We start from the raw sequence: 26,461 nt of genomic DNA, 5'->3' as shown, positions 1-26,461 counted from the left end.
CCGATGTCCGGCACGGTCCAACTCGTTCGCCGTATTGCCGTGTTGGCACGCCGCCGCGTCGGCGCGCAGACATGCGGTGGGCAGTGGACCGGTGACTACGCCCGCAGGTTGGCCCTGTCCCCCATCACCATGACCGGGGTGTCCTCCGGGTCGAGTCTGCGCAGCAGATACTCCATCGCGGACTCCGGCACGCTGACGCAGCCCAAGGTGCCGTCGCCGTGGTCCAGATGCAGCCAGATGCCCCCGCCCTTCTTCTGTCCCAGAGGGCGGGTCGGGTCGTCGGGACGGGTGCCCGGCAGGCGGTTGTAGTCGATGGCGATCACGTAGTCGAAGTCGTGCCAGTGCGCCTCGTCCCAGTAGTACGGGGTCTGGAAGGCCTCCTCGTCCTGGGTGTACGGCAGCATCGAACCCGGGTCGTCGAGGATGCCGCCCGCGTCGGAGAGCGTGAACACGCCCACGGGGCTGCGCTCGTCGCCCTCGCTGTGGTTCGTCGTCCAGCCCCGCTTGCCGTTGTGCGCCGGCCAACTGCGGACGAGCTGCCAGGCGGACCCTCGCTTCTCGTAGAGGACGAGCGTGGAGTCCGGGGAGTCCTCGTGCTCCCCATACACCGCCACCACCTGACGGGTGCCCACGGGCACCTGCTGCCACAGCCGTTCACCGATGCCGGGCACCCGCGCCGGGGCGGGTCGCACGGACGGGCCGGGCCGGGCGGTACCCGAGGGACCGCCGGGTCTCGGCACGTCCGCGTGACGGACCTCGGCCCGTTCACCACCGCACGCGGCCAGGGCCGTCAGAAAGAAACCGCAGGCCGCGCCCGCGGCCATCACACGCCTTGCACCACCGCTTCGCATGAACCCATGGTGGCCATCACAATACGGGCGATCTACTTGGCATTGGTCCAAATAGCCTTATCTGCCTCTCTCTGGAATGTGTCGGGCATGTCGGTCGGCCCGGAAGCACAGCAGGCGCACAGGCGCACGGGGTGCGCCCGAGGCACCCAATCCCGTTCCCCCGCACGGAAAACCGCTTGCTTTCCACAACTGGGCGCAGCGAGGCTGTCACGACTTGTCGCCTCCCTTCGCGGCCCCTTCCGCCTTCCGCCCCTGACACGAGCCACTGGGACGTCATGCAGATTCAAGACCTTCCGTATCCCGACCCGGGTGTGCCGGACGCGCGCTCGGGTCCCCGATTCCTGTGGTGGCTGGGGCGGAACCAGCTCGGCGGGCAGCTGAGGGCACTGGCCTGGGGACTGCTCCACTTCGCCTCGGTCTCCGCGCTGCCGTTCTGCGTCGGCCTCGCCGTCCAGGCGGTCGTCGACCGCTCCGGCAGGCGACTCGCCCTGACCGGCGGACTGCTGGTGCTGGCCTGCGCCGGCAACGCGCTCGGCGACACCTTCCTGCACCGCGCCGCGGTCACCAACTGGATCACGGCGGCCGCACGGGTGCAACAGCTGCTGGCCCGCAAGACCGCCCAGTTGGGCTCGGCCCTGACCCGGCGGGTGGCGGCCGGCGAGGTGGTCGCCGTCTCCACCGGTGACGTCGAGAAGATCGGCTGGTTCGTGGAGGCGGTGTCCCGGTTCACGGCGGCGGCGGTCACCATCGTGCTCGTCTGTGTCGCCCTGCTCGTCTACCAGCCGGCGCTCGGCGTGATCGTCGCCGCCGGTCTGCCCGCGCTGGCACTCGCGGTGCTGCCGCTGCTGCCCCGCGCGACCCGGCGTGCCGACCTGCAGCGCGAGAAGGCGGGGCGCGCCACCGAACTGGCCTCCGACACCGTCGCCGGCCTGCGGGTACTGCGCGGCATCGGCGGCGAGGAGCTCTTCCTCGACCGCTATCGCCGCGCCTCCCAGGAGGTGCGGCACGCGGCCGTCCGCAGTGCCCGTATGTGGTCCCTGATCTCGGCCATCCAGGTCCTGCTGCCGGGCCTGCTGCTGATCGCCGTCGTCTGGTACGGCGTGCACCTGGCCCGTACGGGGCGGATCACCGTGGGCGAACTCGTCACCGTCTACAGCTCCGTGATGGTGCTCACCTATCCGCTGCGGCACTTCGAGGAGATCGCCATGGCGTACTCCTTCTCCCGCCCGTCGGCCAGACGAGCCGCACGGGTGCTGTCGCTGGAGCGGACCTCGGCACCGGCGGCCGCGGACCCGACGGCCGAGGCGCGGACCGCCAAGGAGCGGACGGCCGAGGCGCGGACGGCCGAGGCGCGGACGACCGAGGCGCGGACGACCGAGGCGCGGACGACCGAGGCGCGGACAGCCGAGGCGCGGACGACCGAGGCGCGGACCTCGGAGGTCTCCTCTGCCCCGGCCGGGGCGTCCGTGTCCGCCCTCTCCGGTGACCTTTACGACCCGGAGACCGGGCTGCGGGTGCCCGCCGGCCTCCTGACCGCCGTGGTCTGCGGGGATCCGGACGCGGCGGGACGTCTCGCGGACCGGCTGGGCGGCCACCCCGCCGAGCCCGAGCCGGGAGCCTCGGTGCTGCTGGGCGGCGTGGCGCTGGACGAACTGCCGCTCGACGCGGCCCGCACGGCCGTCCTGGTCCAGGACAAGGACCCCGTGCTGCTCTCCGGTTCGCTGCGCGACCTGCTCGATGTCCCCTCCTCCGGTGATGTCTCGGCCGATGCGGCGCTGGCGGCGGCCCAGTGCTCCGACGTCCTGGACGCGCTGGCCCAGGCGTCGCCGGTGGCCGGCGATCCGATGGACGTCCGGATCACCGAGCGCGGCCGGTCGCTGTCCGGCGGCCAGCGCCAGCGTCTGGCTCTGGCCCGGTCCCTGATCACCGACCCGGAGGTGCTCGTCCTGGACGAGCCGACCTCGGCCGTCGACTCCCATACCGAGGCGCGGATCGCGGAGGGACTGCGAGCCCTGCGGACCGGACGCACCACCGTGGTCTTCACCTCCTCGCCGCTTCTCCTGGACCGCGCCGACCGGGTGGTGCTCGTCCACGAGGGGACGGCGGTGGCGGTGGGCGTGCACCGCGACCTGGTGCGCACCGAACCCCGGTACCGCGCGGTGGTGACCCGGGAGACGGACGAGGAGCGCGCCGTGCACGAGGTGCTCAGCAGCGACGGAACACTGCGGCGCGACGCGCGGCATCCACTGGCGGGCGGGTCCGCCCCCAGGGGTGCGGCGCAGGATCCGCTCGAGGACGAAGCCGCCCTGCGGGGCGCCCTGGAAGAGATCGAGGAGACCGCATGATCGGCGTGGCCCCACCGGCGTACGACCCGGCGGCCCCGACGACGGCGACCACCCTGCCCGTCGGCGCCCCCGCCACCGTACGCGCCTACGTCCTGGAGCTGCTGCGTCGGCACCGCCGGGCCTTCCTGCTCCTCGTCACCGTCAACACCGTCGCCGTGCTCGCCTCCATGGCGGGACCCTGGCTGCTGGGCGACCTGGTCGAGCGGGTCTCGGACGGCACACGGGAACTCCGTCTGGGGCTCACCGCCACACTGTTCGTGCTGGCTCTGCTCGTCCAGGCCGTGTTCGTCCGCGAGGTCCGGCTGCGCGGCGCGATGCTCGGTGAGCGGATGCTGGCCGATCTGCGCGAGGACTTCCTCATCCGGTCGGTCGGGCTGCCGCCGGGCGTGCTGGAACGGGCGGGCACCGGTGACCTGCTGTCCCGCATCACCACGGACATCGACCGGCTCGCCAACGCGATGCGCGAGGCCGTTCCGCAGCTTGCGATCGGGGTGGTCTGGGCGGCGCTGCTGCTGGGCGGCCTGGTGGTCACGGCACCCCCGCTCGCCGCCGCCGTGCTGCTGGCGCTGCCGCTGCTGGTGATCGGCTGCCGCTGGTACTTCCGGCGGGCGCCGTCCGCGTACCGGTCGGAGGCCGCGGGCTACGCCGCCGTGGCCGCCGCGCTCGCCGAGACGGTCGACGCCGGACGCACCGTGGAGGCGCACCGGCTCGGCGACCGGCGGATCCGCCTGTCGGAGCGCCGGATCAAGGAGTGGACGGCATGGGAGCGCTACACGCTGTGGCTGCGCTCGGTGCTGTTCCCTGTCATCAACGTCACCCATGTCACCGTGCTCGCCTCGGTGCTGATGGTCGGCGGCCTGTTCGTGCTCCAGGGCTGGGTCGGGGTCGGTGAGTTGACCACGGGCGCGCTGATCGCGCAAATGCTCGTCGACCCGGTCGGGCTGATCCTGCGCTGGTACGACGAGCTGCAGGTGGCGCAGGTGTCGCTGGCCCGGTTGGTCGGTGTCCGCGACATCGAGCCGGAGGCGGGGGACGACTCGCTCGCCCCGGACGGCAGGAACGTCCACGCGGACCGGGTGCACTTCGGCTACCGGGAGGGCGTCGACGTGCTGCGCGAGGTGTCCCTGCGGGTGGCACCGGGCACCCGGCTGGCGCTGGTGGGCCCCTCGGGCGCCGGCAAGTCCACGCTGGGCCGACTGCTCGCCGGCATCTACGCACCCCGCGACGGCCGGATCACCCTCGGCGGCGCCGAGCTGTCCCGGATGCCCGCCGAGGCCGTGCGCTCCCACGTCGCCCTCGTCAACCAGGAGCACCACGTCTTCGTGGGCTCCCTGCGCGACAACCTCCTGCTCGCCCGCTCCGACGCGGCCGACGCCGAGCTGTGGGCCGCGCTGGGCGCGGTCGACGCCGATGCCTGGGCCCGTGCCCTCGCCGACGGCCTGGACACGGAGGTCGGCTCCGGCGGTCTCGCCCTCACACCGGCCCAGGCGCAGCAGATCGCGCTGGCCCGCCTGGTCCTGGCCGACCCGCACACGCTGGTCCTGGACGAGGCGACCTCGCTCCTGGACCCGCGAGCGGCGCGGCACCTGGAGCGGTCCCTGGCCAGGGTCCTCGACGGGCGCACGGTCGTCGCCATCGCCCACCGGTTGCACACCGCCCACGACGCCGACGTGATCGCCGTCGTCGAGAGCGGCCGCATCAGCGAGCTGGGCAGTCATGACGAGCTCGTCGCGGCCGACGGCGCGTACGCGGCACTGTGGCGGTCCTGGCACGGCTGAGCGGGCGACGTCCCGACCCACGCGGGTGGAGGTCACGTGCACGCGGGCGAGATCCCGGCCCACACGGCTGAGGTTCACGTGCGCGCGGGTGGTGGGGGTCACGTGCGCGCGGGTGGGGGTTCCCCGTGCGGAAACCCTGTGGCCGGCCGGTGGGCGGAGGCCGTCCCGCCGGCCGGTCGCCGCATCGGCCCGGCCCGCGTCCGCGGCTTCGGCCCTGGTGACGGGCCGGATACCGGGCGCGATACCGGGTACCGGGCCCTCACCGGACGATGTGCGGCCGGGATGCGGCTGCCGTGCCGTTGCGCGGTGCCGAACACCGGTGGAAGGCTGGAAAGCGGCAGCGGCTCGGGGAGCGCCCGGGAACCGTCCGGTTCGTGCAGGGTGACAGCCGTGCCCCGCGCTCCGGCGGCCGGCCGTCGGCCGCGGTGAGAACGGGCCCTTCCCCACCACCTGGAGGTATCCGTGGACAACGCCGACGGATGGGGAGACGACGTCTACCAGCCCGATGAGACCTCCGAGATCAAGGAAGACACGGGGGTGCTCGACTCGGAGGACACGCTGGTGTACGACGGTGTCGACGATCCCCTGGACCGTGGCTGGTCCCCTCCGGAGCGGCCATGGGCCGTGGAGCACAGCGGTGTGACCGCGGCGGAGCGCCAACAGGGCGAGACGCTGGACCAGCGCCTGGCCGAGGAGCTGCCTGATCTGGCCGCGCCGGACGGCGACGGCATCGGCGACGTCGAGGGCACCGACGGGGAAGTCCTGGACAACGAGGTCGGTGCGGCACGCTCCGGCCGTCTCGTCGCACCCGACGAAGGCGCGCACGAGGACGAGGAGAGCGCGCTGGTCGCCACGGACGTGGGCATCGACGGCGCGGCGGCCTCCGCCGAGGAGGCCGCGATGCACGTCGTCGACGAGGACACCCTGTCGGGCTGAACCCGGTGCCCGGTCGGCGCCGCCTCGGCCCGGTCCCCGGTGCCCGCCGCACGAGGAGTACGCATGCAGCAGGACAAGCACCCCGAGTACCGTCCCGTCGTCTTCCGCGACCGGGCCGCCGGATACGCCTTCCTCACCCGGTCGACCGCGACCAGCGACCAGACGATCGACTGGGACGACGGCGAGACATACCCGGTGGTGGATGTCGAGATCTCCTCGGAGAGCCACCCGTTCTACACGGGCAGAGCCCGCACGGTGGACTCCGAGGGCCGCATCGCCCGGTTCGCACGCCGCTACGGCGGGGACGGGGACGCGGGGCAGGGTGGTGAGCAGGCGCCCTAGGGTGGTGTGCCGCAGCGGGTCGAGCGCGTGCCTCAGATGAAGTTCAGCGCGCCGGCGCAGCCCACTCCGCCCAGGACCATGAACACCGGCATCAGCACCTTGAGCTCGACCCAGCTGCCCGCCCGGAACCGTATGGCCTTCGGCGGGCCGACCGGGTACCAGCGCTTGCGGCCCACCGGTATCGGCCACAGGATCGGGCAGCCCGAGACGGTCAGCGCGTCCCCGATGTCGTGCACCAGCGCGCCCAGCACGATCGGCAGCCCCAGCCACAGGTACTCCTGGCCGGGAGCGGTGAACAGCCAGTCGGAGCCGTTGCCCGGCTTGTCCAGGATCCCGGCGAGGATCCAGGCGCTGGTTGCGGCCAGCAGCCACACCAGGATGTCGCTGCTGGAGCCGCGGGCCGCGCGCCACAGCAGACCCTCGATGGCCAGCACCATGTGCGCGAAGAGAATCGCCAGCACCGCCCAGCGGCCCCCGGCGATCGCCGCCGCCGAGGCGCCGGCACCTATCAGCACCGCCCACAGCCACGTGTGGGTCAGTGTCCGGTGGCCGCCGGAGCGGCGCGGGTCGCCCTTCTTGCGTGTCGCCTTGTAGACGGCGTAGGACAGCTTGTCGACGATCTCGCAGAGCCAGCGCGACAGCGGTCCGAAGGCACGCGAGATGGTGGCGGCCTTGTGGTCGAGGTCCGGGGCGAGCGCCGCCCCGGCGCAGATCAGGGCGCCGCACAGCAGGACCGGCCAGGGCATCGGGTGTCCGGCCGCCGCGGCCGCGGCTCCTACGCCGAGCCAGGCCGCCGCCCCCGACAGTGAGTGTGCTGGTCCCATCATCGCCGTTGCCCGCCCCATTCCTCGTGTGCCGCTGTCCAGTTGTCCTGGTGCACTGTTGCCACGTCGGCGCCACAGCGTAGCGGTCGTGATCTTCGGTCCGGCAGCCGATTCCCTCCTCGGGCGGGGCGCCAGGCAAGATGGGTGCGTGACCCTCATCGATCAGCTGCCGCCGACCGCCGACCCCGACGCCCTCTACGAAGCCTTCGAGTCGTGGGCCGAGGAACGGGGTCTCACGCTCTACCCCCACCAGGAGGAGGCGCTGATCGAGGTGGTCTCCGGGGCGAACGTGATCGTCTCGACGCCCACCGGCTCGGGCAAGAGCATGATCGCCGCCGGTGCGCACTTCGCCGCCCTGGCCCGGGACGAGGTCACCTTCTACACCGCGCCGATCAAGGCCCTGGTGTCGGAGAAGTTCTTCGAGCTGTGCAAGCTGTTCGGCACCGAGAACGTCGGCATGCTCACCGGCGACGCCTCCGTCAACGCCGACGCCCCCGTCATCTGCTGCACCGCCGAGGTGCTGGCGTCGATCGCGCTGCGCGACGGCAAGGACGCGGACGTCGGCCAGGTCGTCATGGACGAGTTCCACTTCTACGCCGAGCCCGACCGCGGCTGGGCCTGGCAGATCCCGCTGCTGGAACTGCCCCAGGCGCAGTTCGTCCTGATGTCGGCGACGCTCGGCGACGTCTCGTTCTTCGAGAAGGACCTCACCCGCCGCACGGGCCGCCCCACCGCCGTGGTCCGTTCGGCGACGCGCCCGGTGCCGCTGTCCTACGAGTACCGCCGCACCCCGCTCACCGAGACGCTCACCGACCTGCTCCAGACCCGGCAGGCGCCGGTGTACATCGTGCACTTCACCCAGGCGCAGGCCGTGGAGCGGGCGCAGGCGCTGATGAGCATCAACATGTGCTCGCGCGAGGAGAAGGAGAAGATCGCCGAGCTGATCGGCAACTTCCGCTTCACCACCAAGTTCGGCCGCAACCTCTCGCGCTACGTCCGGCACGGGATCGGGGTCCACCACGCCGGCATGCTGCCCAAGTACCGGCGCCTGGTGGAGAAGCTCGCGCAGGCCGGCCTGCTGAAGGTGATCTGCGGCACGGACACGCTCGGTGTGGGCGTCAACGTCCCGATCCGCACCGTGCTCTTCACTGCTCTGACCAAGTACGACGGCAGCCGTGTGCGCACGCTGCGTGCCCGGGAGTTCCACCAGATCGCCGGCCGGGCCGGACGAGCGGGCTTCGACACGGAGGGCTTCGTCGTCGCCCAGGCCCCCGAGCACGTCATCGAGAACGAGAAGGCGCTCGCCAAGGCGGGCGACGACCCGAAGAAGCGCCGCAAGGTCGTCCGCAAGAAGGCGCCGGAGGGCTTCGTCGGCTGGACGGACACCACCTTCGACAAGCTCATCGCCTCCGAGCCGGAGCCGCTGACGTCCCGGTTCCGGGTCACGCACACGATGCTGCTGTCGGTGATCGCCCGTCCCGGCAATACCTTCGAGGCGATGCGGCGCCTGCTGGAGGACAACCACGAGCCGCGCAAGCAGCAGCTGCGGCACATCCGGCGGGCGATCGCCATCTACCGCTCGCTGCTGGACGGCGGCATCGTCGAGAAGCTCGACCGGCCGGACGCCGAGGGCCGGATCGTCCGCCTGACCGTCGATCTCCAGCAGGACTTCGCGCTCAACCAGCCGTTGTCGACCTTCGCGCTGGCCGCCTTCGAACTGCTGGATCCCGATTCCCCGTCCTACGCGCTGGACATGGTGTCCGTCGTGGAGTCCACGCTGGACGACCCGCGGCAGATCCTCGCCGCCCAGCAGAACAAGGCGCGCGGCGAGGCCGTGGCCGCGATGAAGGCGGACGGCGTCGAGTACGAGGAGCGCATGGAGCGCCTCCAGGACATCACCTACCCCAAGCCCCTGGAGGAGCTGCTCTTCCACGCGTACAACACCTACCGCAAGAGCCACCCCTGGGTCGGCGACCATCCGTTGTCGCCGAAGTCCGTGATCCGTGACATGTACGAACGGGCGCTGTCGTTCACGGAGTTGGTGTCCTTCTACGAGCTGGCCCGCACCGAGGGCATCGTGCTGCGGTACCTGGCCGGCGCCTACAAGGCTCTGGAGCACACGATCCCGGACGACCTGAAGTCCGAGGACCTGCAGGACCTGATCGCCTGGCTGGGCGAGATGGTGCGTCAGGTCGACTCCAGCCTGCTGGACGAGTGGGAGCAGCTGGCCAACCCGGAGGAGATGACCGCCGAGGAGGCCCAGGAGAAGGCCGACCAGGTCAAGCCGGTCACCGCCAACGCGCGCGCCTTCCGTGTGCTGGTCCGCAACGCCATGTTCCGCCGGGTGGAACTCGCCGCCCTCGACCAGGTCGAGGAGCTGGGCGAGATGGACGCCGAGGCCGGGTGGGACGCCGAGGCGTGGGGCGAGGCGATGGACAAGTACTGGGACGAGTACGACGACCTGGGCACCGGTCCCGACGCCCGCGGCCCCAAGCTGCTGGTGATCAAGGAGGAGCCGCAGCACGGGCTCTGGCGCGTGCGCCAGATCTTCGACGACCCCAACGACGACCACGACTGGGGCATCAGCGCGGAGATCGACCTCACCGCGTCCGACGCCGAGGGCCGTGCGGTGGTCCGGGTGACCGACGTCGGACAGCTGTGAACGGGCGCCGGCCGGCCATGGGCAGTTGCCGGCCGGCCACCAGCAGGCGCCGATCCGGACCCAGCACAGGAGAGTTCCACCCATGACGAACCCGGCCGAAAGGCTCGTCGACCTGCTCGACCTGGAGCAGATCGAGGTCAACATCTTCCGCGGCCGCAGCCCCCACGAGTCCCTGCAGCGGGTCTTCGGCGGCCAGGTGGCGGGCCAGGCCCTGGTCGCCGCGGGCCGTACCACGGACGGCGAGCGCCCGGTGCACTCGCTGCACGCGTACTTCCTGCGCCCGGGCCGGCCGGGAGTGCCGATCGTGTACCAGGTCGAGCGGGTGCGGGACGGGAGGTCCTTCACCACCCGCCGGGTCACCGCGGTGCAGCAAGGCCGCACGATCTTCACTCTGACCGCCTCCTTCCACAAACCTGAACCAGGGAGCTTCGAGCACCAGCTGCCGCCCGCCCGCACCGTCCCGTCCCCGGAGTCCCTGCCGACGATCGCCGAGGAGGTCCAGACGCATCTGGGCGCGCTGCCCGAGCAGTTGGAGCGCATGGCGCGCCGCCAGCCCTTCGACATCCGCTATGTGGACCGGCTGCGCTGGACCGCCGAGGAGGTCAAGGACGCCGAGCCGCGCAGTGCCGTGTGGATGCGCGCGGTCGGCCCGCTCGGCGACGATCCGCTCGTGCACACCTGCGCACTGACCTACGCCAGTGACATGACCCTGCTCGACGCGGTGCGCCTCCCGGTCGAGCCGCTGTGGGGGCCGCGGGGCTTCGACATGGCGTCGCTGGACCACGCCATGTGGTTCCACCGGCCGTTCCGCGCGGACGAGTGGTTCCTGTACGACCAGGAGTCACCGATCGCGACGGGCGGCCGGGGTCTGGCCCGCGGGCGCATCTACGACCTGGAGGGACGTCTGCTCGTGTCGGTCGTTCAGGAGGGCCTGTTCCGCGCGGTGTAGGCACCGCTCGGCCGTGCTTCAGGCGCCGCCTCTGCGGAAGAGCCGGCCCAGCAGGCCGTGCGACCGGTCCCGGTGGCCGGGTCGCCGGGACGGCTCGGGCCGCGCCGATCGCTCGGAACGCCGGAGACGGTCGTGGCGCCCCTGGTGGTCATGGTGCTTCTGGTGGTCACGGCGATTCTGGCGGTCGTGGCTGTTCTGCCGGCCGTGGCGGTTCTGGTGGCCGTGGTGGCCGAGATGATCGGGCCGCTCGGGGTACTGCGGCTGCCCATGTGACCCGGTCGGCTGTGGGGGCTGTGCGTGGGTGGGGGGCCGCTGGGTGTGCCGTGGAGCGGGGCGGGGTGCGGGCCGGTGGGTCCGTGCCTCTTCCACGGCCCGCGTCAGGTCGGCCCGGAGCCAGTCGATCTCGTCCGGTCCTGGGCCGTCGTGATCCGCTCGGCCAGGTGGGCGGCGGGCGAGCCCGGTGCGCCGTGGGCGGGCGGCCGAGGGCGAAGGCGGTTCAGATGGGCGCGCTCGTAGGGGTCACCCACGATCTCCGAGACCTGGAGCGGGTCCAGCAGCGAGGCCACGGCGGCCGCCCGCTCCCAGGGGTCGTCGGCCGCCTGGCGGAGCAGGAAGCCCAGTTGCCGTCCGCGCCAGTTGCGGGGGCGCAGGTCGACACCGGTCTCCAACTGGTCCCGCAGCCCCTCGGGCAGGGGCCGCTTCAGCAGCGAGGCGTTCTCCGGGCCGGCGGCGAAGTCGCGCACTTCACCGGCCAGATAGAGCCAGACGACGGCCCGGTACCGGTTGAGGTAGAACGCGACCGGTACCAGCAGGCCCAGACGCGCCAGACGCGTGAACCTGGCCGCGGTCACCTTCATGATCCGCGCGGCGTCGCTGGTGCCGACGGTCATGACGCGCTCGCGCAGCGCTTCCGGGAACCCTTCCTGGGTGCGCAGCCGCTCGATCTCGGCACGCGCCACACGCCGGCCTCCTCCCCCTTCGTCGGGGAGGGTGCGGATACGGCCGAGGCTGACGGCCAGATCGAACTCGCTCCGCTTCAGGCCCAGTTCACGTGCCGCTCGGCTCGCGGTGAAGGGTGTGTCGCGCTTCCCGGCGGCCGGTACGACCGTGGGCAAAACCTCGTGCGTGATGGTGTCACCGGACATGTTCGTGCCCCCGTGGAATGTGCGGCCGGCGCCGTGTGCGCTCGGCTGCGAAAAACCGTAGCCGCTGCGGAACATCTCCGTGCGAGCCTGTGGATAACTCCGCGGGAACCAGCGAATGCGCAGGTCAGAGGTCAGTTGACGGAGCGCGCTCGGGTTGGCGGGCGTCCACGTCGAGGTGTTCGCCGACCCGGTTCACGAGCAGGGTCATCTCGTAGGCGATCAGGCCGATGTCGGCGTCGGCTCCGCTGAGGACGCACAGGCAGCTTCCGGTGCCGGCGGCCGTGACGAAGAGCACGGCTTCGTCGAACTCGACCATCGTCTGCCGTACGCCGCCGGCGCCGAAGTGGCGTCCGGAGCCCTTGGCCAGGCTGTGCAGTCCGGACGAGACGGCCGCCAGATGCTCGGCGTCCTCCCGTCGCAGTCCAGTGCTGGAGCCCGTGACCAGTCCGTCGTTGGACAGGACCAGGGCGTGCCGTACGTGCTCCACCCGTTCGGTCAGGTCGTCGAGCAGCCAGTCGAGTGTCGGGTTCTGCGCCATATGCGGTCTCCCCCTGTGATGGCTCCCCCCTTTGCCGGAGGACTCCCGCAAGCCTTCCCCACCGCCGCTGCCCCGGCAAGGAGGATGGAGGCATGGCACAGAAGATGTCCGACGAGGAATGGCGGGCGTTCGTCTCGTACGGCACCCGCACCGGCAAGCTGTCGACCGTCCGGGCCGACGGGAGCCCGCACGTGGCACCGATCTGGTTTGTGCTCGACGGGGACGACGTGGTGTTCAACACCGGGAAGGAGACCGTGAAGGGGCGCAATCTGGCGCGTGACGGCCGGGTCGCGCTGTGCGTGGACGACGACCGGCCGCCGTTCAGCTTCGTGGTGCTGACCGGCCGGGCCCGGCTGTCGGAGGACCTGGACGAGCTGCGGCACTGGGCCGCCCGGATCGGCGGCCGTTACATGGGCGAGGAGCGTGCCGAGGAGTTCGGCGCCCGCAACGGCGTCCCGGGCGAGATCCTGGTCCGGGTGCCGGTGGACAAGGTGGTGGCGGTACGGGATCTCGCCGACTGAGAAAGCCTTGCGGCCGGCACCGCGACCTGAGGCGAACGGGTGAGGGATCATGCGGAGCATGAGTGAGGACCGCACACACGTCCAGGAGTTCTTCACCGCCCGCGCCGCCGACTGGGACAGCAGATTCCCCGACGACGGCCCCGCCTACGCGGCCGCGGTCGCCGAGCTCGGGCTGCGCGAGGGCGACCGCGTACTCGACGCGGGGTGCGGCACCGGCCGCGCCCTGCCGCCACTGCGCGCCGCCGTGGGAGCGTCGGGAACGGTCGTGGGCGCGGATCTGACCCCGGCCATGCTCCAGGCCGCCGCACGGGCCGGCCGGGACAAGGACGGGCACCTGCTGCTCGCCGACGTCGGCGCGCTGGCGCTGAGGTCGGGGGCGTTCGACGCCGTGTTCGCCGCGGGTCTCATCGCGCACCTGCCGCAGCCGTCCGAGAATCTGCGGGAGCTGCGGCGCGTGGTGCGGCGCGGTGGCCTGCTGGCGCTGTTCCACCCGATCGGCCGGGCGGCGCTCGCGGCGCGTCAGGGGCGGCAGATCACACCGGGCGACCTGCGTGCGGAGCCCAATCTCCGGCCGCTGCTGGCCGGTGCCGGGTGGCGCATGACGTCGTACGTCGACGAGGACGCCCGTTTCCTGACGCTGGCCGTGCGCGAGGACTGACGCCGACGGGGCGGCCGGGCCCCTGCAGGAGCGACGGGCCACCCGTCACAGCCGTCCGGCGACGGCCTCCGCGAACACGTCGGGGTTGTCGAACATGATGTTGTGGCCCGCGCCGGGCACGGTCACCACGCGTACTCCGGCCGCCTCCAGACCGGTCCTGCCCGGCAGTTCGCCACTGTCTTCGCCCTGGAGGTAGAGGCGGTCGAGAGTGGTGAGGCCCTCGAGGATCGTGCGCATCGTGGGATCCGAGCCGCGCCGGAGCCCCACCGCGCTGCGATGCAGTGCGCGCGGATCGGCCAGTCGCATGGTCGCCGCCCACAGGGGCCCGACAGTGCCCAGCACGCGCGCGTAGGCGTCGTGGACGAACGCGTCCTCCGTGAAGGCGGCGATGCCGCTGCTGCCCGCCGTCACCGGCGGGAACGGATCGAGGTTGGCCTCCGCGAGGACCAGCCGCGAGACCAGCTCGGGCCGGCGGTGGGCGAGCACGATCGCCACGGAGCCGCCCATGCTGTGCGCGATCAGCTCGGCGCCGGTCAGCCCCGCCGCGTCGAGCGCGGCCGCCAGCGCGTCCGCGTGCTCCTCCAGGGTGTAGCCGAAGTGTTCGGGCCGGTCGCTGATGCCGTGTCCGGGCAGATCGACGAAGAGACTGCGCCGGCCCGCGAGCTCGGGCCGGGCCGCGATGTGCGCGTGGTACACGGACGACATCGACCCCAGCCCGTGGACGTAGACCCGCGCGGGTTCCGCTCCGGGCACCTCCGTCCAGCGGATGCGGCTTCCCTTCGCGTCGAACTCGGCCTGTCTCATGTGGCCCCTCCCTCATGGCGTCGCCTGCCTGCCGGCTGGTCTCCAGAGAATACATCGCTTCCGAGGTATATCAATATCGGTGTACCACCGAGCCGCCGTACCACGCGGATGGGAGACAATGCGGGCATGCTGGAGCTGGCCATCATGGGATTCCTGTACGACGCCCCCCTGCACGGGTACGAGCTGCGCAAGCGCATCACCGCGCTGACGGGACACGTGCGGCCGGTCGCCGAAAGCACGCTCTACCCGGCGATCAAGCGGCTGGAGCAGGCGGGTCTGCTCGAGAGGGCCACGGAACCGGGGGCCGTGGCGGCCCCGCGCCACGTCCTCACACTCACCGACGACGGCAGGCGCGAGCTGCACCGTCGGCTCGCCGAACCCGTCCAGCGCGACATCACCGACGAGAACCGCTGGTTCACCGTCCTGGCCTTCCTCAGGCACTTGGCCGATCCCGGCGCCCAGTCCGCCGTGCTGCGCCGCAGACTGGCCTTCCTGGAGACGCCCTCGAGCTTCTTCTACGACGGGGATCGGCCGGTGCGCGCCGAGGAGCTCGACGACCCGTTCCGGCGCGGCATCCTCACCGTCGCGCGCGCCACCACGGAGGCGGAACTCGCCTGGCTGCGCGCCACGATCGACGCACTGGACGACGCCGCCGGCTGAACCATCGGTGCCATGAGGCGCAGTGGTGGCGGCCAGGAGTCCGCACGCGGCGCACGAGCGCCCCGATGCCGCGGGCACACCGAAGCCCGCCTCTGCTTCGTCCCGCCGTGCCTCTTCTGCCGCCGCAGCTCCAACTCTACTGTGAGTGGCAGCAGATGAACGATCTGTGCCGGTTTCCGCTCAGGGGAAGGGGCCCGCATGTTCGGCAGACTCCGCAAGTCATTCGCCGGAGTGGTCTCCTCGGTGCGCGCGGAGGGCGGCAGCAGCGGCCACGACCGCGCGCACAACCTGTTCGAGGCCGCTGCCGCCTATGTGTCGGCGTGCGCGGAGGACGATCAGGAACGCATGGACGAGGCCGCCTCCTGGGTGTCGCCGGAGGCGCTCTCCTTCGGGGTGAGCGAGCTGGCCTGCCGTGCGGTGATCGCGCTGGCCCGGGAGCGGGACGAGTCGCCGCGGGCGGTGGCGCGGGCGCTGCTGGGGCTTCCGGCGGCCTGAAACCCTGCGCGAACAGGGGCCGTTTCGCCCCCCTCCAGGCGGAAAACTGCAGGTCCGAGAGGTCACCCGAGTCGTGACAACAGCCTTCCACTCGCACTAGGGTGCGCGCCGTTGGACGAAAGAGGGAGGCTGGCATGGCCGGGACGGACGAGGAAGCCGTCGCCGCCGAGGACGACGCGCTCTATGTGCTCACGGCGGTACTGCTGACACCGGCGCAGTTCCCGAGTGTGCTGGGCGACGACTACCCGGAGGCCTGCGCGGCGCTGGGTCTCGCACCGCTCGCCGAGGGGTACGGTCTGGTGCTCGGTCAGGACGGCACCGGGGCGCGCTGGACGGTCGCCATCGACGACGTGTCGCTGGTCGCCGTGGCCATTGCCTCCTGGGACTGCGGCATGGAGTACGACCTGTCGCCGGACGAGCGCACGGTCGTCGCGGCGCTGCCGGGCTGGCCCCTTGCGGTCGCCGTCGCGGCACCCGGGGTACCCGCGCCGCACGACCCCGAGCCGGATGCCTCGGACGGCCCCTTGCTGTCGCCCCCGGACACCAGTGTCTGGGGGCCGGCACAGCGCCGGCTGGGCGCCGACGAGATCGCGCTGCAGTGGGCGATATGGCGGGAGCAGATCGGCGACGACGCCTTCTCCGCTCCGGGTGACCCGGGCGAGGAAACCGGGGCGGACGAGGAACCAGAGGTGGACGGCGGTGCCGGTGGGGGCCGGGGAGCCGCGGCGGACGGCGGCTCGCCGGAGGGGGCCGACGGGGCCGGGCCCGCGGGGCATCGCGGCGTCCGGCGCGTCCTGGCAGAAGCCCGCGCGTATGTGGACTCGCCGCCGCCGCTCGGCCGCGTCCGCTCGTCCTTCGCGCCCGGTGACGCACGGACCCTGCGGGCCGACGGCCCCGGCTGGTCCATGGTGGCCCGCACCGACGACATCGCCTTCGTCCTCCTCGACGAGGAGCCCGGCGAGGTGCTGCCGGTCGGCCGGGGCGCCGAACTGCCCGGTCTGCTCCAGGCCCTGGACAGGCTGGCAGTACGCCCCAGCTGATCCGCCGATGGGGCGGCTCCGGGCTCCCCTGCCCCGTGCCGTCCCCGCGGTTCGCGTCCGTGGACCTGGCGCCGTGCGCCTCCGACGCGGTGTACGACTACGCCTCCCGGCCCGCCGCCGTCCACCGGGCGGTGGCCCGGGTGGGGCCGACCGGGTCGATCGGCAGGCCACTGAACACGCTGCACGGCGACCTGGGCGCGCTGCTGCCCAGGGCGGCGGACTCGGACGTGGACGCGGATGGTCGACGCGAGCGGACGGGGCCGGCTGCACCGCTGCTACACGATCCAAGGCGGCGCGCACGTCGACGGACGGTACGGCACCTGTCCGGACCGGCTGCGGCCCCTCCTGCCCTGCTACCGGTCGGCGTTCGACGCACTGGCGGCGTGGTGGAGCACGGCACCACGCCGCCCGCGGACCGGACCATGGGCAGGCTCGCGGGCGGCGATGTGGCCAACTCGTGTGCCCTGGACGGGGACACGCCGGGTCGGTGATGCCTCAGCGGCCGAGCTCCTTGCGGGCGACGCGGCGCAGCCGGCGTCGCTGCGAGGGGTCCAGCGTGAGGTACGCGGCGGCCGGGACTCCCAGGACTATCAGGAGCGCGGCCCACCAGGGCAGCCAGATCAGCAGGATCAGCCCGACCGCCACACCCCCTGCGGCGATCTTCGCGTTCTTCGACATCTGTCGCCTCCTTCGCGGCCACTGCTGCCGCTCTCTGTCGTGGAAACGGCCCCGGGACCCCCGCGGTTCCACCCGCGGCCCCGAGACGCCCCTGAGAGATCCCTGAGCCGCACCCCTACGGGCCGCGGCCCGCTCCATGTCCACTGTGCGTCTACTGTGCCCTGAGCGGCTCCCCCACCTCGTGCAGGTGGCGCAGTGCCTGCCGGTAGGAGTCGACGAGGCCGGTCTCCGCGTAGGCGATGCCCAGTTCCCGGCAGTGGGCGCGCACCAGGGGCTGGGCGAGCCGCAGGTGCGGGCGGGGCATGCTGGGGAACAGATGGTGCTCGATCTGGTAGTTGAGTCCGCCGAGGAACCAGTCGGTCAGGGCTCCGCCGCGGATGTTGCGTGAGGTGAGCACCTGGCGGCGCAGATGCCCCCACCGTTCGCCGTTCGGGTCGGGCATCTCCATGCCCTTGTGGTTGGGCGCGAAGGACAGGCCCAGGTGCAGTCCGAACAGCGCCTGGTGGAGTGCGGCGAACACCAGCGCCTTCCCGGGGGACAGGACGGTCAGCAGCAGGGTGGTGTAGGCCGCGACGTGGGCCACGAGCAGTGCCCCCTCCAGCGCCCTCTCCCGGGGCGGTTGCCGGCGCAGGTCCTGGAAGCTGTGCACCTTGAGGGCGACGCCTTCGAGGAGGGTGAGCGGGAAGAACAGCCAGGCCTGGTTACGGGTGAGCCAGCCGCGCCAGCCCTCGCGGTCGCCGGCCTGCTCACCGGTGAAGACCAGCACGTCCGCGGCGACGTCCGGGTCCTTGTCGATGTGGTTGGGGTTGGCGTGATGCCGGTTGTGCTTGGTGTTCCACCACGAGTAGCTCAGGCCGAGCAGCAGGTTGCCGTGCACCAGTCCGATGAGCCGGCCGACGGACTTGTCGCCGGTGATCTGCGCGTGGCCCGCGTCGTGGCCGATGAATGCCGTGCGGGCGAACAGCACGGCGAGCGGCGGCGCCAGGAGCAGCGCCCACCAGGAGTCGCCGATCAGGACGAGGCCCGTGACCACGCCGGCCAGGGCGAGCGCGTTGACCGCGATGACACGCGCGTACCAGGCGTACCGCCGTCCCAGGAGGCCCTGGTCCTTGACCGCGCGCAGCAGGGGGGCGAACTCGCTGCCGGCGGACGGGCCACCGGTTCTTGCTTCGGTACCGTCCGCGACGGCTGCGGCGGGCTGGGGCATGGTGGGGTCTCCGGCTCTCTCTCGGCAACGGCCTGACCTGAGGAAACGTACGAAGAGAGGGCCTGTGCGGACCATGGCGCCAGCCCCCGGGTGCTTAGGGGGGCAGCCCCGCGCGGTCACGGGGGGTTGGCAGCACCCCACGACAGCGCGGCGGCAACCGTGGGGCCGCGCGGTGGCAACCATGGGGCCGCGCGGTGGCAACCATGGGGCCGCACGGTGGCAGCGTCGGCTCGGCGCGGTGGCATACGTCACCGCTGCGGCGTTCCCGGTGCGCCGTCGCGGTGCTGTACCCTCGGCGACTCCATCCCAGTAGTCAAATTTGAGGAATCGGTATCGCTGTGCACAGCACTGTCCTGGCAACACCGACCGAGATCTCCGAACTGGCCCGCTGCTGTGCCGTGTTCCTGCCGGCGGACCCGGCCCGCGCCGGCCGGGTCGCCTTCTGGCGTCCCGACGGCTGCGCTCCCCCGGCCGTCCCCGGCGCGCCGGTGGAGGACCTGACGGTCGTCCTGCCGCTGGACGGTGGCGTCGAGCCGGTGACCGTGCCCGCGGTCCTGCTTCCCGTGCGGGCGGCCCTGCCCGTGCTCACGCGCGCGCGTGTCACCGAGCAGGGCCATCGCGCCTGTGTGTTCTGGGGTGCGGCGGCCCTGCTGGCCCTGCACTTCACGGCGCGCGGCCTGCTGCTGCCGGGACTGTCCGCCGGGGATCACGACGCCTGGCGCGCGGCTCCGTTGCGCGGCCAGGACATCGATCGGGTCCGGGAGCTGGCCGCCTCGATGCCGCCCGAGGCGCACGCCGTCCCGCTCGAGGACACCGAGCGCCTGCTGCTGCCCGACCAGGAGCGGCTGCTGCGCGCCTTCCTGGACGCGGCCGCCGACGCCCTGCCCCGCACACCCGCCGCATCCCTGGTCACGAGTGGACCGGCCTACGCCGCACCGGACCCGCAGCACGTCCCGGAGCAGCGGGCGTGGGCCGCCGAGGTCGCCGCGGGCCACGACGCCGGGGTGCGGATCTCCCTGCGCGTCGAGGTGCCGGGACTGGACCACGCCGGGCCGGACGGCGGCGCGGAGCCGCGGTTCCGCGCGGTGCTGCAGGTGCACAGCGTGAGCGGTCCCGCGCGGGTCGCCGACGCCGCCGAGGTATGGGCCGGATCCGGCGCCGCGGACGGCGCGTTCGGCCCTCGGGCACGTACGGACGTCCTGCTCGCCCTGCGCCGCGCGGCCCGCTCCTGGCCGGCGCTGACGCCACTGCTCTCGGCGACAGTGCCGGACTCCGTCGACCTCGCCGACGAGGAGGTCGCCGAGCTCCTCGGAGAGGCCGCCCGGGTGCTCGCCACGGCCGGAGTGGAGGTGCACTGGCCCGCGGAGGCGGCGCGCGGGGTGGTCTCCGGGGTGGCCATCGGGCCGCCCGACGACACGGAGGGCTCCGGCGCCGCCCCGGCGGACACCCGGTCGGTCCTGTCCGCGGACGCCCTGCTCGCCTTCGATCCCTGGTTCGCGCTTGGCGACCAGCGGCTCACGCGCGCTGAGCTGGACCGCCTGGCGGAAGCGAACCGGCCCCTGGTGCGGCTGCGCAACCAGTGGGTCCTGGTCGATCCCGGCGAGGTGCGCCGGGCCCGGTCGTGGCAGGACAGGAAGATCACGCCGGTGGAGGCGCTGGGCGCCGCCCTGACGGGCTCCACCGAGGTCGCCGGCCACCGGGTCGAGGTCCGGCCGTCGGGATGGCTGGCGGCCCTGCGGGACCGGCTGACGGATCCGGCGGCGCGGGAGCCCGTGGAGCAGCCGGCCGCACTCGACGCCCGGCTGCGCGACTACCAGCTGCGCGGTCTGGGGTGGCTGGCCCACATGACGTCGTCGGGGCTGGGGTGCTGCCTGGCCGACGACATGGGACTCGGCAAGACGATCACACTGATCGCCCTGCATCTACACCGGCAGACCGACCCGGCGACCGCCGGACCGACGCTGGTTGTGTGCCCCACCTCGCTGATGGGCAACTGGCAGCGGGAGATCGAGCGGTTCGCGCCCGGCACGCCGGTGCGCCGCTTCCACGGCGCACACCGCGATCTGGCCGACCTGGCCGACGACGGGTTCGTCCTGACCACGTACGGCACGATGCGCCTGGACGCGGGGCGGCTCGCCGACGTCGGGTGGGGCATGGTCGTGGCGGACGAGGCCCAGCACGTGAAGAACGCGTACTCGGCGACGGCCCGGCAGTTGCGCACCATCGGCGCACGCGCGCGCGTGGCGCTCACCGGCACTCCCGTGGAGAACAACCTGTCCGAGCTGTGGGCGATCCTGGACTGGGCGACGCCGGGACTGCTGGGGCGGCTGGGCACCTTCCGCGCCCGCCACGCACAGGCCGTGGAGAGCGGCCGGGACCCGGCGGCGGCCGAGCGGCTCGCCCGGCTGGTCGGCCCCTTCCTGCTGCGCCGCCGCAAGTCGGACCCGGGCATCGCACCCGAGCTGCCGCCGAAGACCGAGACCGACCGGGCCGTGTCGCTGACCGGGGAGCAGACGGGCCTGTACGAGGCCCTGGTGCGCGAGACGCTCGCGGAGATCGCCGGTGCGGACGGCATGGCCCGGCGGGGCCTGATCGTGAAGCTGCTGACCGGCCTGAAGCAGATCTGCAACCATCCGGCGCAGTTCCTCAAGGAGGAGCGGCCGAGGATCGCGGGCCGCTCCGGGAAGCTCGAACTGCTGGACGAGCTGCTCGACACCATCCTCTCCGAGGGCGCGAGTGTCCTGGTCTTCACCCAGTACGTGCAGATGGCACGGCTGATCGAACGGCACCTGGCGGCACGCGGGGTGCGGACGCAGTTCCTGCACGGCGGCACACCGGTCACGGAGCGGGAGGCGATGGTCCGGCGCTTCCAGGACGGTGACGTGCCGGTGTTCCTGCTGTCGCTGAAGGCCGCGGGCACCGGGCTGAACCTCACGCGCGCGGAGCACGTCGTGCACTACGACCGCTGGTGGAATCCCGCGGTCGAGGCGCAGGCCACCGACCGCGCGTACCGCATCGGGCAGAACCGTCCCGTGCAGGTGCACCGGCTGATCGCCGAGGGCACGATCGAGGACCGCATCGCCGACCTGCTGCACCGCAAACGGAACCTGGCCGAGGCGGTCCTGGGGGCGGGCGAGGCGGCGCTCACCGAACTGACGGACGCGGAACTGGCCGACCTGGTGGAGCTGCGAGGAGGAACCCGATGAACGACCACGCCATCGACACGGAGCGGACGTTCGCCGCGCTGCCACCCGCGCCGGGACGCGGCTTCGCCCGGACCTGGTGGGGTCACGCCTGGCTGAAGGCGCTGGAGGACACGGCGCTGGACGCACAGCAGGTGCGGACGGGCCGCCGGCTCGCCCGTGCGGGAGCCGTCGGCGCGGTGTCGGTGCGCCCGGGCCGCATCACGGCCGTGGTGCACGACCCGGACGGTTCGGCGCACCGCGCGGACGTCCTGCTGGAGCGGCTGTCCGACGACGAGTGGGCCCGGTTCCTGGACGTGGCCGTCGAACGGTCCGGTCACCTCGCCGCACTGCTCGACCGTGACCTGCCGCCCCACCTCGTCGAGGACGCCACGGCGGCCGGGATCGAACTGCTGCCCGGGATCGGGGATCTGGAACCGGAGTGCGACTGTGACGCCTGGGACCACTGCGGGCACACGGCGGCCCTCTGCCACCTGGTGGCGCGGCTGCTGGACCAGGATCCGTTCGTGCTGCTGTTGATGCGCGGTCGTGACGAGCGCGCCCTGTTCGGAGAGTTGCGTGCCCGCGACACGGCAGCGGACGCCGACGAGCCGTCCGCGCCGGACGGCGTGGACGCCGCTGAGGCCTATGCGGCGGCGTGCGTCCTGCCTCCGCTGCCTCCGCTGCCCGATCCGCCGGCGGAGCCGGGGCTCCCGCCGTCCCTGGTCACCGAGGCGGCCCCCGCGCCCGGAGTCGATCCGGCGGCGCTGGAGTTCCTGGCCGCGCAGACCGCCGCGGCCGCTCACAGCCGGCTCGCCGGGGCGCTCGGGACACCCTCGGGGGATCCCCTCACAGACGGCGAGCCGACCGTTGCTCAGGACGCCGTACGCCTCGCCGCGGGTGCGCCGGACGGCCGACCCTGCGACGGTGCGGTGCTGGACCGGCTGGCCAAGGGCTCGGGGCGCAGCAGGGCGCAGCTCGAGCGCGCCGTCCGGGCCTGGCGGGCCGGAGGGCAGGCTGGGCTGTCCGTGCTCGAGGAGGAGTGGACGCCCGGCGAAGAGGCTCAGGCACGCGCGCGTGCCGCCCTGGAGTCGGCGTGGGAGGACGACGAACGGCCCTGCCTGCGGGCGGCGGGCAACCGGTGGACCGTCGTCGGCACGGGGCACCAGCTCCGCCTGGCGCGGGACGGCCGCTGGTGGCCGTACCGGAAGGAGGACGGCCACTGGGTGCCGGCCGGGGGCCCGGCCCCGGACCCGGCGACGGCACTGGCCGCGGCGGAAGGTGCCACGGCCATGGACGAGGAGGCCGGCTGAGCAGCGGCGCGGAGGGCGCCGGCGACGTTCGAGACCGTGCGCCCGCGGCGCACGTCACCCGGCAGGCACGGATGGCCGCGCACGCTCTCTGCGGGCAGAGGTGGCGTGCGCGCCTCCGGCGGGCAGGCGTGCCCGGGAACTCGGCCGGCCGCTCCGCATCTGCGCGAGACGGCAGTGAAGCGCGGGCCGACAGTGAAGAGCCGACGGTGAAGAGCCGACGGTGAAGAGCCGGCGGTGAAGTACGTGGCGCCCGCCACAACGTCTCCGAGGGGCCGACAGGTGTCCGGCACGCGCGCGTGCCGGACACCTCTCACCTGTGGGTCAGCCCCGCGCCCCCAGCAGGTGGTCCATGGCCAGCTGGTCCAGCCGCTCGAAGGCCATGCCACGCGCGGCGGCCGCGTCGACGTCGAAGTCCTCGAAGGACGAACGGTCCGCGAGCAGCGCCTGGAGGCCGTCGGCCGCCGTGGGCTGCGCCAGCTGGTCGAGCCGGGAGGCGCGCAGGGCCTCCTGGACCTCCGGGTCGGCGCGGAAGGCGGTCGCGCGCTCCTTGAGGATGAGGTAGTTGCGCATGCAGCCGGCCGCCGACGCCCACACGCCGTCGAGGTCCTCGGTCCGCGGCGGCTTGAAGTCGAAGTGCCGCGGGCCGTCGTAGCCGGCGCTCTCCAGCAGGTCGACCAGCCAGAACGCGGAGCGCAGGTCACCGGCGCCGAAGCGCAGGTCCTGGTCGTACTTGATGCCGGACTGGCCGTTGAGGTCGATGTGGAAGAGCTTGCCCGCCCACAGGGCCTGGGCGATGCCGTGCGGGAAGTTCAGGCCGGCCATCTGCTCGTGGCCCACCTCCGGGTTCACGCCGTACAGCTCGGGGCGCTCCAGGCGCTCGATGAACGCCAGGGCGTGGCCGACGGTGGGCAGGAGGATGTCGCCGCGCGGCTCGTTCGGCTTGGGCTCAATGGCGAAGCGGATGTCGTAGCCCTGGGAGGTGACGTACTCACCGAGGAGGTCGAAGGCCTCCTTCATGCGGTCGAGGGCGGCACGGACGTCCTTGGCGGCGCCCGACTCGGCGCCCTCGCGGCCGCCCCAGGCCACATAGGTCTTCGCGCCCAGCTCGGCCGCCAGGTCGATGTTGCGGATCGTCTTGCGCAGGGCGTAGCGGCGCACGTCGCGGTCGTTGGCGGTGAACGCGCCGTCCTTGAAGACGGGGTGCGTGAAGAGGTTGGTGGTGGCCATCGGCACGGTCATGCCGGTCGCGTCGAGCGCCTGCCGGAAGCGCTTGATGTGCGACTCGCGCTCGGTGTCGGAGGACCCGAAGGGGATCAGGTCGTCGTCGTGGAAGGTCACTCCGTGGGCGCCCAGTTCGGCCAGGCGCTGCACCGTCTCGACCGGGTCGAGGGCGCGGCGCGTGGCGTCGCCGAACGGGTCCCGTCCCTGCCAGCCGACGGTCCACAGGCCGAAGGTGAACCTGTCCTCGGGGGTGGGCTGGTAGTTCATGCCGCGGCTCCTTGCTCGCTTGCGACTATTTCGTCATGGCGGTTTACAAATTAGTATGCCCGAGCGTCCCTGGGAAGGGACAGGGGGTCCCGACCGATGTCACACCTGGGTCGCGGGCCCCGTAAAAACATTGAAACCGCAGGTCAGATCCCATGAGCCGCGAAAAAAGTTAGGGAGAGCCGATGTCAGCAGCCGAGGGTCCGCTCGTCGTCGGTGTGGACTCGTCCACCCAGTCCACCAAGGTGCTCGTCGTCGACGCGGCCACCGGTCGGGTCGTGGCGAGCGGCCAGGCGCCGCACACCGTGTCCTCGGGGGCGGGCCGCGAGAGCGACCCGCGCCAGTGGTGGGACGCCCTGCGCGCGGCGCTGCACCAGTGCGGGGAGGCGGCGCGCGAGGCCGCCGCCGTCTCGGTCGCCGGCCAGCAGCACGGCCTCGTCACCCTGGACGCCGAGGGCGAGCCCGTACGCCCGGCGCTGCTGTGGAACGACGTGCGCTCGGCCCCGCAGGCCCGGCGGCTCGTGGCCGAGCTGGGCGGCCCGAAGGCGTGGGCGGAGCGCACGGGCAGCGTGCCCGGCGCCTCCTTCACGGTGACGAAGTGGGCCTGGCTGGCCGAGCACGAACCGGAGGCGGCGCGGTCGGTGTCGGCGGTGCGGCTGCCGCACGACTACCTCACCGAGCGCCTGACGGGCCAGGGCACCACCGACCGGGGCGACGCCTCGGGCACGGGCTGGTGGGCATCGACGACCGAGGCCTACGACGAGGAGATCCTCGCCCGGGTCGGGCTGGACCCGGCGCTGCTGCCCCGGGTGGTGCAGCCCGGCGAGGTGGCGGGCACCGTGCGCGACATCCACGACCTGCCGTTCTCCAAGGGCACCCTGGTCGCGTCCGGCACCGGTGACAACGCCGCCGCCGCGCTCGGCCTCGGGCTGCGGCCCGGCACGCCCGTGCTGAGCCTCGGCACCTCCGGCACGGTGTACGCAGTGTCGCGGCACCGCCCCGCCGACCCCTCCGGCACCGTGGCGGGCTTCGCCGACGCGCACGGCGACTGGCTGCCGCTGGCCTGCACCCTGAACTGCACCCTCGCCGTCGACCGTGTCGCCGCCCTGCTCGGCCGGGACCGGGAGGCCGTCGAGCCCGGCACCACCGTCACCCTGCTGCCCTTCCTGGACGGCGAACGCACCCCGAACCTGCCCGACGCCTCCGGGCTCCTGCACGGCCTGCGTCACGACACGACCGCCGGACAGCTGCTGCAGGCCGCCTACGACGGCGCCGTCCACTCCCTGCTCGGCGCGCTGGACCTGGTCCTCGACCAGGACGCCGACCGGACCACTCCCCTGCTGCTGATCGGCGGCGGCGCCCGGGGCACGGCCTGGCAGCAGACGGTGCGGCGGCTGTCGGGACGGCCGGTGCAGGTCCCGCAGGCCAAGGAACTGGTCGCCCTGGGCGCTGCCGCGCAGGCGGCGGGCCTGCTGACGGGCGAGTCCCCGGCCGCGGTCGCCCGCCGCTGGAACACCGCCGACGGACCGGTGCTGGAGGCCGTGGAGCGGGACGAGGAGACGCTGACCAGGATCTCCGGGGTACTCTCCGACGCGGCCCCGCTGCTGGAGCGGGGTTGCTGACCTGCTGACCGGACCGGCGGGCACCCGCCGGCAGACCGGCGGCGGGCTCCCGCCGCCGGACACCGACCGAGGACGACGGAGGCATGACCGCACCGCTGCACGAGCCGCACCCCGCCCGTCCCGGACGGGCGCTGCCCGACACCCAGCAGGGCATGCGTCGCCGCAACCTCGCCCGGGTCATGCACACCGTCAGCGCCGAAGGGCCGCTGTCCCGGGCTGCGGTCGCCTCCCGCATCGGTCTGACCCGTGCGGCGGTGTCGACCCTCGTCGACGAGCTCATCCGCTCGGGGCTGCTGGAGGAGCTGGGCCCCGAGCGGCCCGGCCGGGTGGGCCGCCCCGGCTCGGCGCTGGCCGTCAGCGGGCGCGGCCCGGCCGGGGTCGGTGCGGAGGTGGGGGTCGATCACCTCGCGGCCTGCGTGGTCGACC

At 72.9% G+C, this 26,461-nt stretch carries 23 protein-coding genes and 2 pseudogenes; 17 read left to right on the top strand and 8 right to left on the bottom strand.

Going from position 1 to position 26,461, the window contains the following annotated elements:
• Positions 1–95: 95 nt before the first annotated feature.
• Positions 96–851, bottom strand: a complete 756-nt coding sequence (locus IE318_RS06745) for a L,D-transpeptidase family protein (protein WP_189897511.1) — start codon at positions 849–851, stop codon at positions 96–98.
• A 275-nt stretch (positions 852–1,126) separates the two neighbouring features.
• Here IE318_RS06745 and IE318_RS06740 point away from each other — a divergent pair, with 275 nt between their 5' ends.
• From IE318_RS06740 to IE318_RS06725, 4 genes are all read left to right on the top strand, one after another.
• On the top strand, positions 1,127–3,196 hold the full coding sequence (locus IE318_RS06740; protein WP_189897508.1) for an ABC transporter transmembrane domain-containing protein: 2,070 nt from the start codon (positions 1,127–1,129) through the stop codon (positions 3,194–3,196).
• Complete coding sequence (locus IE318_RS06735) at positions 3,193–4,974, top strand: ABC transporter ATP-binding protein (protein ID WP_030166955.1); 1,782 nt, start codon at positions 3,193–3,195, stop codon at positions 4,972–4,974. Before IE318_RS06740 ends, IE318_RS06735 begins: the two co-directional genes overlap by 4 nt.
• A 462-nt stretch (positions 4,975–5,436) precedes the next feature.
• On the top strand, positions 5,437–5,910 hold the full coding sequence (locus IE318_RS06730; RefSeq protein ID WP_189897506.1) for a DUF5709 domain-containing protein: 474 nt from the start codon (positions 5,437–5,439) through the stop codon (positions 5,908–5,910).
• Between the two features lie 63 nt (positions 5,911–5,973).
• Positions 5,974–6,252, top strand: coding sequence for a type B 50S ribosomal protein L31 (locus IE318_RS06725; RefSeq protein ID WP_030166961.1), 279 nt, complete (start codon positions 5,974–5,976; stop codon positions 6,250–6,252).
• Positions 6,253–6,284: 32 nt separating this feature from the next.
• On the opposite strand, the gene IE318_RS06720 is transcribed toward IE318_RS06725, so the two are convergent.
• Positions 6,285–7,079: a metal-dependent hydrolase gene (locus IE318_RS06720; RefSeq protein ID WP_030166964.1), complete on the bottom strand. Its 795-nt coding sequence runs from the start codon at positions 7,077–7,079 to the stop codon at positions 6,285–6,287.
• Positions 7,080–7,224: 145 nt separating this feature from the next.
• On the opposite strand from IE318_RS06720, the gene IE318_RS06715 reads away from it, so the two are divergent.
• The 3 genes from IE318_RS06715 (at position 7,225) to IE318_RS06705 (ending at position 10,960) form a co-directional block, all read left to right on the top strand.
• Positions 7,225–9,738 carry a DEAD/DEAH box helicase gene (locus IE318_RS06715; protein ID WP_189897502.1) on the top strand — a complete coding sequence of 838 codons (2,514 nt, stop codon included), beginning with the start codon at positions 7,225–7,227 and terminating at the stop codon, positions 9,736–9,738.
• Between the two features lie 82 nt (positions 9,739–9,820).
• Positions 9,821–10,687 (top strand): acyl-CoA thioesterase, encoded by an 867-nt coding sequence (locus IE318_RS06710; RefSeq protein WP_030166970.1) that lies wholly within the window; start codon positions 9,821–9,823, stop codon positions 10,685–10,687.
• A gap of 132 nt (positions 10,688–10,819) precedes the next feature.
• On the top strand, positions 10,820–10,960 hold the full coding sequence (locus IE318_RS06705) for a hypothetical protein (protein ID WP_189897739.1): 141 nt from the start codon (positions 10,820–10,822) through the stop codon (positions 10,958–10,960).
• Here the strand turns inward: IE318_RS06705 and IE318_RS06700 are convergent.
• Both IE318_RS06700 and IE318_RS06695 read right to left on the bottom strand, forming a co-directional pair.
• Positions 10,925–11,832, bottom strand: a pseudogene (locus IE318_RS06700) (DUF6397 family protein); the annotation flags it as partial. The gene IE318_RS06705 and the pseudogene IE318_RS06700 sit on opposite strands and share 36 nt — an antisense overlap.
• A 124-nt stretch (positions 11,833–11,956) precedes the next feature.
• Positions 11,957–12,370 (bottom strand): roadblock/LC7 domain-containing protein, encoded by a 414-nt coding sequence (locus tag IE318_RS06695; protein ID WP_189897500.1) that lies wholly within the window; start codon positions 12,368–12,370, stop codon positions 11,957–11,959.
• Between the two features lie 92 nt (positions 12,371–12,462).
• Here IE318_RS06695 and IE318_RS06690 point away from each other — a divergent pair, with 92 nt between their 5' ends.
• Both IE318_RS06690 and IE318_RS06685 read left to right on the top strand, forming a co-directional pair.
• Positions 12,463–12,891 carry a PPOX class F420-dependent oxidoreductase gene (locus IE318_RS06690; protein WP_030166978.1) on the top strand — a complete coding sequence of 143 codons (429 nt, stop codon included), beginning with the start codon at positions 12,463–12,465 and terminating at the stop codon, positions 12,889–12,891.
• 58 nt (positions 12,892–12,949) lie between these two features.
• Positions 12,950–13,549: a class I SAM-dependent methyltransferase gene (locus tag IE318_RS06685; protein ID WP_189897497.1), complete on the top strand. Its 600-nt coding sequence runs from the start codon at positions 12,950–12,952 to the stop codon at positions 13,547–13,549.
• A 45-nt stretch (positions 13,550–13,594) separates the two neighbouring features.
• Here the strand turns inward: IE318_RS06685 and IE318_RS06680 are convergent, their stop codons facing one another.
• Positions 13,595–14,353, bottom strand: coding sequence for an alpha/beta fold hydrolase (locus tag IE318_RS06680; protein WP_189897495.1), 759 nt, complete (start codon positions 14,351–14,353; stop codon positions 13,595–13,597).
• 126 nt (positions 14,354–14,479) lie between these two features.
• Between IE318_RS06680 and IE318_RS06675 the strand changes: the two genes are divergently transcribed.
• From IE318_RS06675 to IE318_RS06660, 4 genes and pseudogenes are all read left to right on the top strand, one after another.
• Positions 14,480–15,013 (top strand): PadR family transcriptional regulator, encoded by a 534-nt coding sequence (locus IE318_RS06675; protein ID WP_189897493.1) that lies wholly within the window; start codon positions 14,480–14,482, stop codon positions 15,011–15,013.
• 198 nt (positions 15,014–15,211) lie between these two features.
• Positions 15,212–15,508, top strand: a complete 297-nt coding sequence (locus IE318_RS06670; protein ID WP_030166990.1) for a hypothetical protein — start codon at positions 15,212–15,214, stop codon at positions 15,506–15,508.
• A gap of 134 nt (positions 15,509–15,642) precedes the next feature.
• A complete protein-coding gene (locus IE318_RS06665; protein ID WP_189897490.1) occupies positions 15,643–16,548 on the top strand; it encodes a hypothetical protein in 906 nt (301 codons plus the stop codon).
• Positions 16,549–16,613: 65 nt separating this feature from the next.
• Positions 16,614–17,039 (top strand): annotated as a pseudogene (locus IE318_RS06660) (tannase/feruloyl esterase family alpha/beta hydrolase); the annotation flags it as partial.
• A 4-nt stretch (positions 17,040–17,043) separates the two neighbouring features.
• On the opposite strand, the gene IE318_RS06655 reads toward IE318_RS06660, so the two are convergent.
• Positions 17,044–17,226: a tail-anchor membrane protein gene (locus tag IE318_RS06655; protein WP_030166994.1), complete on the bottom strand. Its 183-nt coding sequence runs from the start codon at positions 17,224–17,226 to the stop codon at positions 17,044–17,046.
• Between the two features lie 151 nt (positions 17,227–17,377).
• Positions 17,378–18,433: a fatty acid desaturase family protein gene (locus IE318_RS06650; RefSeq protein WP_189897488.1), complete on the bottom strand. Its 1,056-nt coding sequence runs from the start codon at positions 18,431–18,433 to the stop codon at positions 17,378–17,380.
• A 338-nt stretch (positions 18,434–18,771) separates the two neighbouring features.
• Between IE318_RS06650 and IE318_RS06645 the strand changes: the two genes are divergently transcribed.
• Positions 18,772–21,639 (top strand): SCO1167/SCO6262 family helicase, encoded by a 2,868-nt coding sequence (locus IE318_RS06645; protein WP_189897486.1) that lies wholly within the window; start codon positions 18,772–18,774, stop codon positions 21,637–21,639.
• Positions 21,636–22,928 carry an SWF or SNF family helicase gene (locus IE318_RS06640; protein ID WP_189897484.1) on the top strand — a complete coding sequence of 431 codons (1,293 nt, stop codon included), beginning with the start codon at positions 21,636–21,638 and terminating at the stop codon, positions 22,926–22,928. Before IE318_RS06645 ends, IE318_RS06640 begins: the two co-directional genes overlap by 4 nt.
• Before the next feature lie 321 nt (positions 22,929–23,249).
• Here IE318_RS06640 and xylA read toward each other — a convergent pair whose 3' ends face one another.
• Entirely contained in the window at positions 23,250–24,416 is a 1,167-nt protein-coding gene (gene xylA, locus IE318_RS06635) for a xylose isomerase (protein ID WP_030167002.1), read from the bottom strand.
• A gap of 182 nt (positions 24,417–24,598) precedes the next feature.
• On the opposite strand from xylA, the gene xylB reads away from it, so the two are divergent.
• A complete protein-coding gene (gene xylB, locus IE318_RS06630) occupies positions 24,599–26,035 on the top strand; it encodes a xylulokinase (protein ID WP_189897482.1) in 1,437 nt (478 codons plus the stop codon).
• A gap of 83 nt (positions 26,036–26,118) precedes the next feature.
• A partial coding sequence (locus IE318_RS44745) for a MarR family transcriptional regulator (RefSeq protein WP_229903379.1) occupies positions 26,119–26,461 on the top strand: 343 nt, incomplete at its 3' end.

Origin of the sequence: Streptomyces spiralis, from assembly GCF_014654675.1 — a bacterium.
In the GTDB taxonomy this organism is placed as follows: domain Bacteria; phylum Actinomycetota; class Actinomycetes; order Streptomycetales; family Streptomycetaceae; genus Streptomyces; species Streptomyces spiralis.
Note: the sequence above shows the minus strand (reverse complement) of the source record. Positions and strands in the feature narration are given on the sequence as shown.

Bases quoted from the DNA above. Each gene is read 5' to 3' on its own strand.
- IE318_RS06745 (WP_189897511.1), bottom strand. From the start codon at position 851: ATGCGAAGCGGTGGTGCAAGGCGTGTGATGGCCGCGGGCGCGGCCTGC.
- IE318_RS06735 (WP_030166955.1), top strand. From the start codon at position 3,193: ATGATCGGCGTGGCCCCACCGGCGTACGACCCGGCGGCCCCGACGACG.
- IE318_RS06710 (WP_030166970.1), top strand. From the start codon at position 9,821: ATGACGAACCCGGCCGAAAGGCTCGTCGACCTGCTCGACCTGGAGCAG.
- xylB (WP_189897482.1), top strand. From the start codon at position 24,599: ATGTCAGCAGCCGAGGGTCCGCTCGTCGTCGGTGTGGACTCGTCCACC.
- IE318_RS06695 (WP_189897500.1), bottom strand. From the start codon at position 12,370: ATGGCGCAGAACCCGACACTCGACTGGCTGCTCGACGACCTGACCGAA.
- IE318_RS06670 (WP_030166990.1), top strand. From the start codon at position 15,212: ATGTTCGGCAGACTCCGCAAGTCATTCGCCGGAGTGGTCTCCTCGGTG.
- IE318_RS06725 (WP_030166961.1), top strand. From the start codon at position 5,974: ATGCAGCAGGACAAGCACCCCGAGTACCGTCCCGTCGTCTTCCGCGAC.
- IE318_RS06640 (WP_189897484.1), top strand. From the start codon at position 21,636: ATGAACGACCACGCCATCGACACGGAGCGGACGTTCGCCGCGCTGCCA.
- IE318_RS06680 (WP_189897495.1), bottom strand. From the start codon at position 14,353: ATGAGACAGGCCGAGTTCGACGCGAAGGGAAGCCGCATCCGCTGGACG.
- xylA (WP_030167002.1), bottom strand. From the start codon at position 24,416: ATGAACTACCAGCCCACCCCCGAGGACAGGTTCACCTTCGGCCTGTGG.
- IE318_RS06665 (WP_189897490.1), top strand. From the start codon at position 15,643: ATGGCCGGGACGGACGAGGAAGCCGTCGCCGCCGAGGACGACGCGCTC.
- IE318_RS06720 (WP_030166964.1), bottom strand. From the start codon at position 7,079: ATGATGGGACCAGCACACTCACTGTCGGGGGCGGCGGCCTGGCTCGGC.
- IE318_RS06655 (WP_030166994.1), bottom strand. From the start codon at position 17,226: ATGTCGAAGAACGCGAAGATCGCCGCAGGGGGTGTGGCGGTCGGGCTG.
- IE318_RS06690 (WP_030166978.1), top strand. From the start codon at position 12,463: ATGGCACAGAAGATGTCCGACGAGGAATGGCGGGCGTTCGTCTCGTAC.
- IE318_RS06675 (WP_189897493.1), top strand. From the start codon at position 14,480: ATGCTGGAGCTGGCCATCATGGGATTCCTGTACGACGCCCCCCTGCAC.
- IE318_RS06685 (WP_189897497.1), top strand. From the start codon at position 12,950: ATGAGTGAGGACCGCACACACGTCCAGGAGTTCTTCACCGCCCGCGCC.
- IE318_RS06740 (WP_189897508.1), top strand. From the start codon at position 1,127: ATGCAGATTCAAGACCTTCCGTATCCCGACCCGGGTGTGCCGGACGCG.
- IE318_RS06650 (WP_189897488.1), bottom strand. From the start codon at position 18,433: ATGCCCCAGCCCGCCGCAGCCGTCGCGGACGGTACCGAAGCAAGAACC.